Origin of the sequence: Mesorhizobium sp. M0571, assembly GCF_040320985.1 — a bacterium.
Classification (GTDB): Bacteria; Pseudomonadota; Alphaproteobacteria; order Rhizobiales; family Rhizobiaceae; genus Mesorhizobium.
In genome coordinates this window covers 67278-80406 of record NZ_JAMYQT010000003.1, presented here as the reverse complement: position 1 = coordinate 80406, position 13129 = coordinate 67278, and the positions used below count along the sequence as shown (strand labels likewise).

Annotated in this window: 10 protein-coding genes; 3 read left to right on the top strand and 7 right to left on the bottom strand. The window is 63.6% G+C overall.

Features of this window, described 5'->3' with window-relative positions; translation table 11 throughout:
• Positions 1 to 34: 34 nt before the first annotated feature.
• From NKI85_RS04990 to NKI85_RS04980, 3 genes are all read right to left on the bottom strand, one after another.
• Positions 35 to 1189 (bottom strand): ABC transporter substrate-binding protein, encoded by a 1155-nt coding sequence (locus NKI85_RS04990; RefSeq protein WP_352522606.1) that lies wholly within the window; start codon positions 1187 to 1189, stop codon positions 35 to 37.
• A gap of 270 nt (positions 1190 to 1459) precedes the next feature.
• Positions 1460 to 2416, bottom strand: coding sequence for a LysR family transcriptional regulator (locus NKI85_RS04985; protein WP_352522607.1), 957 nt, complete (start codon positions 2414 to 2416; stop codon positions 1460 to 1462).
• A gap of 66 nt (positions 2417 to 2482) precedes the next feature.
• Positions 2483 to 3259: a DeoR/GlpR family DNA-binding transcription regulator gene (locus tag NKI85_RS04980; RefSeq protein WP_352522608.1), complete on the bottom strand. Its 777-nt coding sequence runs from the start codon at positions 3257 to 3259 to the stop codon at positions 2483 to 2485.
• Positions 3260 to 3735: 476 nt separating this feature from the next.
• On the opposite strand from NKI85_RS04980, the gene NKI85_RS04975 reads away from it, so the two are divergent.
• Positions 3736 to 4620, top strand: coding sequence for a phosphotransferase (locus tag NKI85_RS04975; protein WP_352522772.1), 885 nt, complete (start codon positions 3736 to 3738; stop codon positions 4618 to 4620).
• Positions 4617 to 7070 (top strand): GcvT family protein, encoded by a 2454-nt coding sequence (locus NKI85_RS04970; RefSeq protein WP_352776277.1) that lies wholly within the window; start codon positions 4617 to 4619, stop codon positions 7068 to 7070. Before NKI85_RS04975 ends, NKI85_RS04970 begins: the two co-directional genes overlap by 4 nt.
• Before the next feature lie 18 nt (positions 7071 to 7088).
• Here NKI85_RS04970 and NKI85_RS04965 read toward each other — a convergent pair whose 3' ends face one another.
• Positions 7089 to 7721: a class I SAM-dependent DNA methyltransferase gene (locus NKI85_RS04965; protein WP_352522610.1), complete on the bottom strand. Its 633-nt coding sequence runs from the start codon at positions 7719 to 7721 to the stop codon at positions 7089 to 7091.
• A gap of 162 nt (positions 7722 to 7883) precedes the next feature.
• On the opposite strand from NKI85_RS04965, the gene NKI85_RS04960 reads away from it, so the two are divergent.
• Positions 7884 to 8786 (top strand): phosphotransferase, encoded by a 903-nt coding sequence (locus tag NKI85_RS04960; protein WP_352522611.1) that lies wholly within the window; start codon positions 7884 to 7886, stop codon positions 8784 to 8786.
• On the opposite strand, the gene NKI85_RS04955 is transcribed toward NKI85_RS04960, so the two are convergent.
• From NKI85_RS04955 to ilvD, 3 genes are all read right to left on the bottom strand, one after another.
• Positions 8783 to 9703 carry a DMT family transporter gene (locus NKI85_RS04955; RefSeq protein WP_352522612.1) on the bottom strand — a complete coding sequence of 307 codons (921 nt, stop codon included), beginning with the start codon at positions 9701 to 9703 and terminating at the stop codon, positions 8783 to 8785. The two genes, NKI85_RS04960 and NKI85_RS04955, sit on opposite strands and share 4 nt — an antisense overlap.
• Before the next feature lie 114 nt (positions 9704 to 9817).
• Positions 9818 to 11092 (bottom strand): amidohydrolase family protein, encoded by a 1275-nt coding sequence (locus tag NKI85_RS04950; RefSeq protein ID WP_352522613.1) that lies wholly within the window; start codon positions 11090 to 11092, stop codon positions 9818 to 9820.
• Positions 11093 to 11120: 28 nt separating this feature from the next.
• Positions 11121 to 12965: a dihydroxy-acid dehydratase gene (gene ilvD, locus NKI85_RS04945; RefSeq protein ID WP_352522614.1), complete on the bottom strand. Its 1845-nt coding sequence runs from the start codon at positions 12963 to 12965 to the stop codon at positions 11121 to 11123.
• Positions 12966 to 13129 lie beyond the last annotated feature (164 nt).

The following is a 13129-nucleotide window of genomic DNA, read 5'->3' as shown; positions in this document are numbered from 1 at the left end:
TCGACCCTCCCCACAAGGGGAAGGGTGAGGGAACTCACCGCCCGCCGATGACCCCGATATAGTCCGACACCCAGCGGTAATAGGGTACGCACTGGTCGTTCTGCGTGGCGCATTTCGAGACCGGCGTCTTCCAGAACTTGATCTTGTCGAAATTGTCGTAGCCGTTGGTCTTGCAGCCCGCTTCGCCAAGCAGTTCGTTGCCCTTGCAGGCCGCGGGCACCACCGGCAGCGAGCCGAACCAGGCGGAGACGTCGCCCTGCACTTTCGGCGACAGCGAATGCTCCATCCACATGTAGGCGCAGTTCGGGTGGGCCGCATCGGCTTCCATCATCGTGGTGTCGGCCCAGCCGGTGACGCCCTCCTCGGGGATGGTCGAGGCGACCGGCTTCTTGGCGGCGATCAGCGTGTTGACCTGATAGGGCCATGAACCGGAGGCGACGACGCCTTCGTTCTGGAAATCGTCGACCTGGATAGCGGCGTCGTGCCAGTAGCGTCCAACCAGCGTACGCTGGACGCGCAACAGGTCGAGCGCGGCCTTGTACTGGTCCTCGGTCAGCTCGTACGGATCCTTGATGCCGAGCTCAGGCTTGTGGAACATCAGGTAGTTGGCGGCGTCGGCGATGTGGATCGGCCCGTCATAGGCCTGGACGCGGCCCTTGTTCGACTTGCCGTCGGGCAGGTTCATTTCCTCGAAGACGATGTTCCAGCTCTTCGGCGCTTCCTTGAACACCTCGGTGTTGTACATCAGCACGTTCGGCCCCCACTGGTAGGGAACGCCGTAATGAACGCCGCCGACGGTGAACCAGGGTGCATCCTTCAGCCGGTCGTCGACCGTCTTCCAGCTCGGGATGAGGTCGGTGTTGATCGGCTGGACGCGCTTGCCGGCGACGAGGCGCAGCGAGGCGTCGCCCGAGGCGGTGACAAGGTCGAAACCGCCTTCATTCATCAACGAGACCATCTCGTCGGAGGTGTTGGCGGTCTTGACGTTGACCTTGCAGCCGGTTTCCTTCTCGAACGAGGTGACCCAGTCGTAGCCCTTGTCGGTTTCGCCGCGCTCGATATAGCCGGGCCAGGCGACGATATTGACCTCGCCTTCACCCTTGCCGAGCTCCTTGACCTGGGCGATGGCCTGGCCGGAGAAGGTCAGCGCGACCGTCAAGGCAGTGCATGATTTCAGCAATGAATTCATCGTCGATCTCCCATTTTTGCGTAACCCCGAAATCGGTTTCGGTTTTCGGAAAGGTCATGCGCCCGTTCAAAAACGTTGGATGCGCGGCTCTAAGCGTCGTGCTCCTCGCATCGGCCCGAAAATCGGAATCGATTTTCGGAAAAGCCCGATGCGAAAACTAAAAGTCTTAGAGCATACTATGTGCGTCCAATTGGACGCACGTCGCTCTAACGGCAGCTTTGTTCCCTGATGGAAAGTGCTGTGAATTTTCCGGTTTCGCAAATTCATTTATCAGAAAGCCGATATCGATTTTTCCGATAGCTGTCGGGTGATCTTTTCGGGCCGTTGGCGCACCATGCGCTGCGACTGGGCAAGCCCGACGAAGTCGCGCGCCGCCTGCGGCAGGCCGGAGCCGCGCCGCCAGACCATGCCGACCTGGACGACCGGCAACGACCCCGAAATATCGCGCGATTCGATGCGGTCGCCTTCCAGCGACCACGGCCGGTAGACGAGGTCGGGCAGCAGCGCCACGCCGGCCCCGGTGGCAACGAGGCTGCGCACCGCTTCGACCGAGCGGGTGCGGAAGGCGACATGCGGTTTGGCGCCAATCGCCGTCAGCAGCTTTCCGGTATTCTCCTCGATCTCGTCGACGGTCAGCATGATCAGCGGTTCCGAGGCGATGTCGCCGATGCCGATGATGTCGGCGCCGGCTAAGGGATGGCCGAGCGGCAGCCATAGCCGGTAGGCCGAGACTTCGAGGATTTCGGACTGCAGCGCCGTGCGGTCGCGCAGGTTCGAGGTGACCATGACGGCAATGTCGAGCTTGCCGCCGATCAGCAGATGCTCGAGATAGTCGCCATTGTCCTCGATTGCCGAGACCTCGACGCCCGGAAAAGCGCGGCGGTAGCGGGCAAGAAGATCGGACAGCACATAGCCGGCGACCAGCGAGGTGACGCCAAGTTGCAGCCGGCCGCTTGCCGCGACCCGTTCGCCGAAGAAGGCGCGGCGCGCATCGGAAACGTCGGCAAGGATCTTCGTCGCATGGCGCAGGAACTGGTGACCCTTATGGGTGATGTTCAAGCCGCGCGGGTGGCGCTCGAACAGCTCGACGCCGAGATCGTGCTCCAGCTCCTTGATCGCCTCGGTGACCGAGGATTGCGAGATCGACAGGTTCTGGGCGGCGCCCGACACCGTGCCTTGCTCGGCGACGGCGATGAAGAACTGCAATTGGCGGATGGTGAAAGCCATGGTCGGACTAAACACGGCAGAGGCGGCGCTGGGAAGTGGGTGCTGGTGCCAATCTCCCGATAGAGCTCAGCCCTCGCTTTCGCCATCGGCAACGCTGAGCCGCGCGCCGGCCCCGGCGAGGGCGGCGGCGATGTCGTGCGGCGGCCGCCGGTCGGTGGCGAGTTCGGAAAAGCCGTCGAAGCCGCAGACCTGAACCAGGCCGTGGCGGCCGAATTTGCTGTGGTCGGTGATAACAAGCGAACGCTGGCCGCGCGACAGCACCATGCGGGCGAACTCCGCCTCTTCCAGATCATAGTCCATGACGCCGGTGACGGCATCGACGGCACCGGTCGAAATTACCGCATGGCTGACGGAGAAGCGGCTGACGAATTCGATGGCCGAGACGCCGAAAGCTGCACCGGAATCGCTGCGCAGCTCGCCGCCGGCCATATAGACCTTGTTGCCGTTGACGGTGGCCAGCGTGCGGGCGATGTCGGAAGAGTTGGTGACGACCGTCAGCCGCCGGTGGCCGAGCAGTTCCCGGGCCAGGAAAGAGGTGGTGGTGCCGGTGTCGAGCATGATCGATTCGCCGTCGCGGATGGTGGCGGCGACCATGCGGGCAATTGCCCGCTTGGCATCCGCGTTCTCGCGCATGCGCCGCTCGAACGGCGCTTCGCCGGCAATCGACGGCAGGCCGACGGCACCGTGCATCTTGAGGATGGAACCGTCGCTGGTCAGTGGCTTGACGTCGCGGCGCACTGTCTCCAGCGAGACGCCTAGCCGGTCAGCCAGGCTGGCAATGGTCACGGTGCCTTCCTCCTTGAGGAGGCGCAGGATTTCGCCATGCCGCTTCGAGTGGACCATGGGTTCCATCCGGTCGGATTGTTGCATCATTGACCGTTTCTACGGCATAAATGCCACTAACTCCAAGAAATTTCGCAAAATTCGGGCAAAAAAGCAGAAAACACCACAATTTCGCGTTGACAACGTCTCCAGCGTGGCGCGACATTATCGCTGTGACAGGCTCGGAACGGAGGACGACGGCTGAGCCGGACAAAAAATCGCCTGCCCGAACGCCTGGGAACCTGCCCGAACGCCTGGGAACCTGCCCGAACGCCTGGGAAATTGTCGGGTGCAAGGGAACCGAAATTTTAGGATCCGCGGGGGCGGATGCCGGGGTCGAAGAACCCGGCACAAAGGGGCTCGTCGGTGCGGTGCGGGATATCGATCCCGAAATCTGCACCGACGAGATCTTCGCGTTGCCTCCATTCCTCCGTCCGATTGTCATCGCTGGCCAGCGATGACATGCGTGGAAAATTGACCCAATGTTGGACGAGATCGTGACTGTCGAAGACCGCATCCGCGCGCTGCCTTGCTGGACCGGCAACATCGACATTGCGCCGTTGCCGGGCGGGCTGAGCAACGCCAATTATCTGGTCAAGGATGCGGCCGGACGGCATGTCGTGCGGCTCGGCCAGGACTATCCGTTCCACCATGTCTTTCGCGAGCGCGAGATGATGACCGCGCGGGCAGCGCACGCGGCAGGCTTCGCTCCAGCCGTCCACTACACCGGACCCGGCGTCATGGTGACGGAGTATCTCGGCGCCAAGGCCTATGTTGCGCAAGACGTGCGCGCCGATCTCGGCCGCGTTGCCGCCTTGCTGCGCGGCTTTCACCGCGAGATGCCCAGTCATGTCTCCGGCGCCGGCTTCATGTTCTGGGTGTTTCACGTCATCCGCGACTATGCGCGCACGCTGGAGGAAGGCGGCAGCCGCAAGCTAAGCGAATTGCCCCGCCTTTTGACGCTGGCGGACGAGCTCGAGCGCGCGCAAAAACTGCTGCCGATCGTCTTCGGCCATAATGACCTCTTGCCGGCTAACATAATCGACGACGGCCACAGGCTGTGGCTCATCGATTTCGAATATGCCGGCTTCAATACGGCGATGTTCGACCTTGCCGGTGCGGCCTCGAATGCCGGCATGAGCGACGAGGAATCCTTCGCCTTCCTGACCGCCTATTTCATGAAGGAGCCGGACGAAGCGATACGGCGATCGCACGCCGCCATGCAATGCGCGTCGCTGCTGCGCGAGGCGATGTGGGGCATGGTTTCCGAGCTTTACCTCGACGCGCCCGGCGTCGACTACGCCGACTACGCCGACGAAAACCTGAAGCGGCTCGAAGCCGCCCTGGAAAATTACAGGACGAAATACGGGATGCGAACATGACCTTGCCCGCGCAGGCCGGCATCGTCGTCATCGGTGGTGGCATCATCGGCTGTTCGACGGCCTACCATCTGGCGCGCGACCACAAGGCCGACATCGTGCTGCTCGAACAGGGCAAACTGACCTCGGGCTCGACCTGGCATGCCGCCGGGCTGGTTGGCCAGCTGCGCTCGTCGGCGTCGATCACGCGGGTGCTCAAATATTCAGTCGATCTCTACAAGGGGCTGGAAGCCGAAACCGGCCTCGCCACCGGCTGGAAGATGACTGGCTGCCTGCGCCTCGCCACCAATGCCGACCGCTGGACCGAGTATAAGAGGCTGGCAACGACGGCAAAGAGCTTCGGCATGGATATGCATTTGCTGTCGCCGGCCGAGGTCAAGGAAATGTGGCCGCTGCTGGAAACCGGCGACCTCGTCGGCGCTTCCTGGCTGCCGAGCGACGGTCAGGCAAGCCCTTCCGACATCACCCAGTCGCTGGCCAAGGGCGCGCGCATGCATGGCGCAAAATTGTTCGAGGAGGTGCGGGTCACCGGCTTCGAAATGACGAACGGCCGGATCGTCAAGGTAAGGACCAACAAGGGCGATATCGCCTGCGACAAGGTGGTGAACTGCGCCGGGCAATGGGCGCGGCAGGTGGGTGCGCTGGCCGGCATCAACGTGCCGCTGCAGCCCGTGAAGCACCAATACATCATCACCGAAAGGATCGACGGCTTGGCGAGTGACGCGCCGACGATCCGCGACCCCGACCGCCGCACCTATTTCAAGGAGGAGGTCGGCGGGTTGGTGATGGGAGGCTATGAGCCGAACCCGCAGGCCTGGACGACCGGTCTGCCCGGTGGTGATGTGCCGGACGATTGGGAGTTCCGGCTGTTCGACGATGATTACGATCATTTCGAGCAGCATATGAGCCAGGCGATCGAGCGCGTCCCGGCGCTCGCCAATGTCGGCGTCAAGCAGATGATCAATGGGCCGGAGAGCTTCACGCCGGACGGCAATTTCATCCTCGGCGTGGCGCCGGAATGCCCGAATATGTTCGTCGGCGCCGGTTTCAACGCCTTCGGCATTGCATCCGGCGGCGGCGCCGGCTGGGTGCTGGCGCAATGGGTGGTCGACGGCGAGGCGCCGCTTGATTTGTGGGTGGTCGACATCCGCCGTTTCTCCAATCTGCACCGCGACCGGCAATGGGTCCGCGACCGCACTCTTGAAGCCTATGGCAAGCACTACACGATCGGCTTTCCGCATGAGGAATATGTCAGCGGCCGGCCGCGCATCGTTTCTCCACTCTATGAACGGCTGAAAAAACATCGCGCCGTGTTCGGCTCGAAGCTCGGCTGGGAGCGGCCGAACTGGTTCGCGCCGGAAGGGTTCGAGCCGAAAGACGTCTATTCGATGGGCCGGCAGAACTGGTTTTCGCCGGTCGGCGACGAACACCGCCACGTGCGCGAAAAAATCGGCATCTTCGACCAGTCATCCTTCGCCAAGTACGAAATGACGGGCGCGGACGCGCTGAAGGCGCTGGACTGGATCTGCGCCAATGACGTCGCCAAACCGGTCGGCCGGCTGACCTACACGCAGCTCCTCAACACGCGCAGCGGCATCGAGGCCGATTTGACCGTGGCGCGGCTCGGTGAGGAGAAATTCTACATCGTCACCGGCACCGGGTTCCGCACGCATGATTTCTCCTGGATTGCCGATCATATCGGCAAGCGGCTCGACGTGAAGCTGACCGATGTTACCGAGGATTTTGGCACATTGTCGCTGATGGGGCCGCGCGCCCGCGACGTGCTGTCCGATGTGACCGACGCGGATGTGTCGAATACAGCTTTCCCGTTCGGCCATGTTCGCGAGATCGCGATTGCCGGCCACATCGTGCGGGCACTGCGCGTCACCTATGTCGGTGAGCTCGGCTGGGAATTGCATGCGCCGATCGCGGCGACGGGCGAGGTTTTCGATGCGCTGATGGCGGCGGGCGAGACCTACGACATCCGCCCGGTCGGCTACCGGGCGCTGGAATCACTGCGGCTGGAAAAGGGCTACCGCGCCTGGGGCGCCGACATCACGCCCAACGACACGCCGCAGGAGGCCGGCCTCGGCTGGGCGGTGAAGCTCAGAAAAAACACCGATTTCCTCGGCCGGCGGGCGCTTGAAAAGCTCGATGGTTCGGCGCCCAGGAAACGTTTTGCCGGCTTCACGGTCGACGATCCGGACGTCGTCCTGCTCGGGCGTGAGACCATCCTGCGCAACGGCGAGGCGGTCGGTTATCTCACGAGCGGCGGCTATGGCTACACAGTGGGCAAGAACATCGGCTATGGCTATGTGCGCAATGCCGACGGCGTCAGCGATGATTTCCTCACCTCCGGCGACTACGAGCTGGTGGTGGCAATGGAACGGACGCCGGCTAAGATCTATCTCGAGCCGCTTTACGACCCGTCGGGGGCAAAGGTGAAGGCGTAGAGCCTTCCGGTTTTCGCCTCAGCTCACCCTGAGCACCAGCCCCCGACTCGGCACGGTATACGACTCGCCCGGCATGGAGACATAGGGCGGCGTTTCTTCGGCGCGGGTGACGATGCCTTGCACCTCGAGCTCGGCGATCCGCGCGGCAAACCCGGCATCCCACAGCGTGTTCTTCACCGTCAGCACGATCACCCCACCCGGCCGGCAGATGCGGATCAGCTCGTCCAGCCCCTCGGCTCCGACATGGCCCGAAGTGAAGACGCCGGCGGAGATGATCCCGGCATAGGCATCGTCCACGAACGGCAGCGGTCCGCCAAGCGCCAAGCAGTGAAGCGCCGAATAGACGCCCTTGCGCGCCGCCTGGGCCAGCATGCCTTCCGAGATGTCGAGCGCCTCGACCTGCGGATAACCGGTGATGGCAAGCCATTCGCCGATAAGCCCGGTGCCTGCCCCGGCATCGAGGAGAGGTGCGGCGCCGCGCGGCAAATGGCGGGCCAGCAAGGCAAGGCAGATGGTCGGATGGCGATAGCCGGCCGCCGACATGTCGGCGTCATAGGTGCCGGCCCAACTGTCGTAGAGCGCCGCGACGTCTTCCGGCCGCTTCGCCGCATAGGCTGCGGCGAGCGCGCTCTGATGTTTGCTGTTTGCCATTGCTGTTCCGTCCGCCGCAAAATCAATGTGCTACCGCGTCCTTTGCGCATCCAGAAAGGACGCGCCGCGCTGGAGTGGATCGCACGCCACGCTATGATAGCCAAGCGGCGAAAACTGTGGAACCGTCTCCACGATAAATAAAGCCGTGAAAGGGAGGCAGAGGTGATGGTGGACGAGGCACGCGCGGCGCTTGCGGCCATTCCGGTGCTGGCCGGCTACGAGGGACCGCTGGAACGGCTTGGCGGCCTCACCAATCTCGTCTTCAGAGCGGGAGATTTCTGCCTGCGCATCCCCGGCAAGGGCACCGAGGAATATATCAACCGCGCCAACGAGGCAGTGGCGGCGCGGGAGGCGGCGAAGGCCGGCGTCAGTCCGGAAGTGCTGCATGTCGATGCCCGGACCGGCGTGCTGGTGACGCGGTTCGTTGCGGGCGCCAAGACGATGTCGCCGGAAAAGTTCAAGACCCGCTCCGGCAGCCCGGCACGCGCCGGCAAGGCTTTTCGCAAACTGCACACATCCGGCGCAGTGTTTCCCTTCCGCTTCGAGCTGTTCGCCATGATCGACGACTACCTGAAGGTGTTGTCGACCAAGGATGTCGCGCTGCCTTCCGGCTACCATGACGTGGTCCGCGAGGCCGAAAGCGTGCGCTCGGCACTCACCGCTCATCCTCTGCCGATCGTCGCCTGCCACTGCGACCCGCTCTGCGAAAACTTTCTCGATACCGGCGACAGGATGTGGATCGTCGATTGGGAATATTCCGGGATGAACGATCCGCTCTGGGACCTTGGCGACCTCAGCGTCGAAGGGCAATTCGACACCGCGCAGGAGGAGGAGATGACGCTGGCCTATTTCGGCGGTGAGCCGACACCGGCGGAGCGCGGCCGCATCGTCATCTACAAGGCGATGTGCGATCTGCTGTGGACGCTCTGGGGCTTGATCCAGCTTGCCAACAAAAATCCGGCGGACGACTTTCGCGCCTATGCCGACGGCCGGTTTGCGCGCTGCAAGGCGCTGATGGAGACGCCGGAATTTTCGCGGCATCTCGCGGCGGTGCGCCGGGATTAATTGACACCTTTCGGCACGTTTTCGGGCGGCACGGTGTCGACCACCTTCTGGCGGTGGAAGATGAACAGGCCGGCCAGCACGACGATGGCCGAGCCGACCAGGATGCGCGGCCCAGGCACATCGCCGAAGAAGGCCAGGCCGAAGACCACTGCCCACAAAAGCAGGCTGTAATGCAGCGGCGCCAAGGTCGAGGCAGGCGCAAGCTTCAACGCCCTGGTGATCATCAGATGCGCGCCGCAGGAGACAATGCCGAGAAGCAGCATGGCGCCGAAATCGAGCGAGGACGGCGCCTTCCAACTGCCGATGGTCAGCACCGCGCCGACCAGCAGCGTGCCGATGGTTTGCCACGTGACCAGCGACGTGTCGCTGGTGCCGCGCAGCCGCCGGTTGAGGATGATGGCGAAGGCAAAGGAAATGCTGCCGGCGAGTGCGAACATCGACGACAGCGAGAACGCGGCCGAAGACGGCCTCAGCATGATCAGCACGCCGCAGAAACCGACCAGGATAGCCGCCCAGCGGCGCCAGCCGACCCGTTCGCCGAGTAAAAAGTGCGACAGCGCCGCGACGTAGATCGGCCCGGCCATGTAAAAGCTCATCACATCGGCGAGCGGCAGATAGACGACTGCCGCATAGAACAGCGCCGTGTCGAGCGTCGTCATCACCACGCGCAGCAGCTGCAGCTCCGGCCGCTCCATGCGAAACAGCTTGGCCGCACCCTGATGTGCAATCATCGGCCCGAGTATGAAAAACGCGCCGATCGAGCGGATCAGCACGACCTGGCCGACGGAAAAACTGGCGACCAGCCACTTGCCCATCGCGTCGTTCAGCGCAAACAGGAAATCGCCGGCGAGCATCAGCAGGATGCCGGCCAGCAGCACGTTCCTGATCGCCGAATTCTGGGCTGCGGGCTGCGCCATTCCGTTACCGGTTCCTCGCCGTGGATACGGTGACCCGCGTCGTAGTCGCTAGCAGCGGCCGTGACGAGGCGAAAATCGAGAATTCGGTAAGACCAGCGGCGGAAATCGGCTGGACTAAGCGTGGCGCCGGTTCACGGTGCCCGGCCTTCCGGCGATCGAAAGCCGCGTGTCCTGCCGGCTGCGCTCGGCCACCACCTTGCCCCTGGCAATGACGCAGAGACGCTCGGGGCGCAGGCGCAGCGCCTCGACCGGGCTGCCGGCATCGAGAACGATCAGGCTGGCGCGCTTGCCGACGGCCAGGCCAAGGTGGTCGAGGCCCATGATGGCGGCATTGACGTTGGTGACCATGTCGAAACAGCGCGCCATCTCGGCCGGGCTCGACATCTGGGCGACGTGCAGGCCCATGAAGGCGACGTCGAGCATGTCTGCCGTGCCCAGCGAATACCAGGGATCGAGCACGCAATCCTGACCCCAGCCGACGCGGATGCCCTGCGCCAGCATCTCCTTGACCCGCGTCAGGCCGCGGCGCTTGGGGAAGGTGTCATGGCGGCCCTGCAGCATGATGTTGATGAGCGGATTGGGGATCGCTGAAACGCCGGCCTCGGCAATCAGCGGCAACAGCTTCGAGACGTAGTAATTATCCATCGAATGCATCGAGGTCAGGTGCGAGCCGGCCACTCTGCCCTGCAATCCCAGGCGCTGCGTCTCATAGGCAAGCTGCTCGATGTGGCGCGACAGCGGATCGTCGGTCTCGTCGCAATGCAGGTCGACCATCAGGCCGCGCTTGGCCGCGATTTCGCAGAGCTCGGTGACAGAGCGCGTGCCGTCGGCCATTGTGCGCTCGAAATGCGGAATACCGCCGACGACATCGACGCCCATGTCGAGCGCCCGGATGGTGTTGTCGCGCGCCGTCGGCGAGCGGTAAAACCCGTCCTGAGGGAAGGCAACCAATTGCAGGTCGATATACGGCGCAACCGTCTTCTTCACGTCGAGCAGCGCTTCCGCCGCCAGCAGGCGGTCGTCGCAGACATCGACATGGGTGCGGATGGCGAGCAGGCCCATCGACACCGCCCAGTCGCAATAGGCGAGCGCACGGTCGCGCACCGCCTCGTGGGTCAGACGCGGCTTCAGCTCGCCCCACAGCGAAATGCCTTCCAGCAGCGTGCCCGAGACATTGATGCGCGGGATGCCGAGCGAAAGCGTGGCGTCCATATGGAAATGCGGATCGACGAAGGGCGCCGAGACCAGATTGCCACGGGCGTCGATCGCCGTGCCGGCGGTGACGTTGAGTTCGGACTCGATCGCCGCGATCGTCTCGCCGACGATGCCGATATCGGCAATCCTGCCGTCGGGCAGCGTGCCGCCACGCACCACAAGGTCGAAATCCATCTGCCGTCATCCCTTTGAAGAATCACACCTATTCCGGCACATACCTCACCGCCCCCTTGGCAGCACTTGTCGCCATTGCCGCATAGGCGCGCAAGGCTGTCGTCACCTTGCGCTTGCGCTTTTCCTCGGGCTTCCAGGCAGCGGTTCCCTTGGCCTCCATGGCCACGCGGCGGGCGGCGAGTTCCGCGTCGTCGACAGCAAGCCTAATAGTGCGGTTCGGGATATCGATCTCGATCGTGTCGCCCTCATGCACCAGTCCGATCAGCCCGCCTTCCGCCGCCTCGGGAGAGGCATGGCCGATCGACAGGCCGGAGGTACCGCCGGAAAAGCGGCCGTCGGTGACCAGCGCGCAGGCTTTGCCGAGTCCCTTCGACTTGAGATAGCTGGTCGGGTAGAGCATTTCCTGCATGCCGGGGCCGCCGCGCGGCCCTTCATAACGGATGACGACGACATCGCCGGCCTTGATCTCGTTCGACAGGATCGCCTTGACGCTGGCGTCCTGGCTTTCGAACACCCTCGCCGGGCCGGTGAATTTCAGGATCGATTCATCGACGCCGGCGGTCTTTACGATGCAGCCGTCGAGCGCGAGATTGCCCTTCAGCACGGCAAGGCCGCCATCCCTGGAGAAAGGATGTTCGGCCGAGCGGATAACACCTTTCTCGCGGTCGAGATCGAGATCGTCCCAGCGGCGGTCTTGGCTGAACGCGACCTGCGTTGGCACGCCGCCGGGTGCTGCCAGGAAGAAATCGCGGACATTCTGGCTGGTGGTGCGCGAGATATCCCAATGGTCGAGCGCTTCGCCAAGGCTTGCCGTATGCACCGTCGGCAGGTCGCGGTTGATCAGCCCGGCGCTATCCAGCTGGCCGAGGATCGCCATGATGCCGCCGGCGCGATGGACATCCTCCATGTGGACGTCAGCCTTGGCCGGAGCCACCTTGCACAGCACCGGAACCCGCCGCGACAGCCGGTCGATGTCCTCCATGGTGAAGTCGACCTCGCCCTCGTGTGCTGCGGCGAGGATGTGCAGCACCGTGTTGGTCGAGCCGCCCATGGCGATGTCGAGCGTCATTGCGTTCTCGAAGGCGCCCTTCGAGGCGATGCTGCGCGGCAGCGCGGTGTCGTCGTCCTGCTCGTAATAGCGCTGGGCGAGATCGACGATCAGATGACCGGCCTCGACGAACAGCCGCTTGCGGTCGGCATGCGTGGCCAGCGTCGAGCCGTTGCCGGGCAGCGAGAGGCCGAGCGCCTCGGTCAGGCAGTTCATCGAATTGGCGGTGAACATGCCGGAGCAGGAGCCGCAGGTCGGACAGGCCGAGCGCTCGATGATCTTGACGTCCTCGTCGGAGATATTGTCATCGGCGGCCGCAACCATGGCGTCGACCAGGTCGAGCGCCTGGGTCTTGCCGGCGAGCACCACCTTACCGGCCTCCATCGGGCCGCCGGAGACGAAGACGGTGGGGATGTTGAGGCGCAGCGACGCCATTAGCATGCCCGGCGTGATCTTGTCGCAATTCGAGATGCAGACCATGGCGTCGGCGCAGTGCGCGTTGACCATGTATTCCACCGAGTCGGCGATCAATTCGCGCGACGGCAGCGAATAGAGCATGCCGTCATGGCCCATGGCGATGCCGTCATCGACGGCGATGGTGTTGAATTCCTTGGCGACGCCGCCGGCCTTTTCGATCTCGCGGGCAACCAGCTGGCCGAGATCCTTCAGATGGACATGGCCGGGCACGAATTGGGTAAAGGAATTGACCACCGCGATGATCGGCTTGCCGAAATCCGAATCCTTCATCCCGGTGGCGCGCCACAGGCCGCGTGCGCCGGCCATGTTGCGGCCATGGGTGGTGGTGCGGGAACGGTAGGCGGGCATTGAACTGTCCTTGCTGTCTGCGTCGCGCCAGCGGGGGCGCGGAAAACCGGAATTGAGCCGCAGGCCTTATAGACGCCACGCTCTGGTCTGGCCACAATTTTGCGCTGCGCCAGATATTGGCTGCATGGTGGAACGAGCGGCCGTGATCTCGGGCCAAAGGCGGC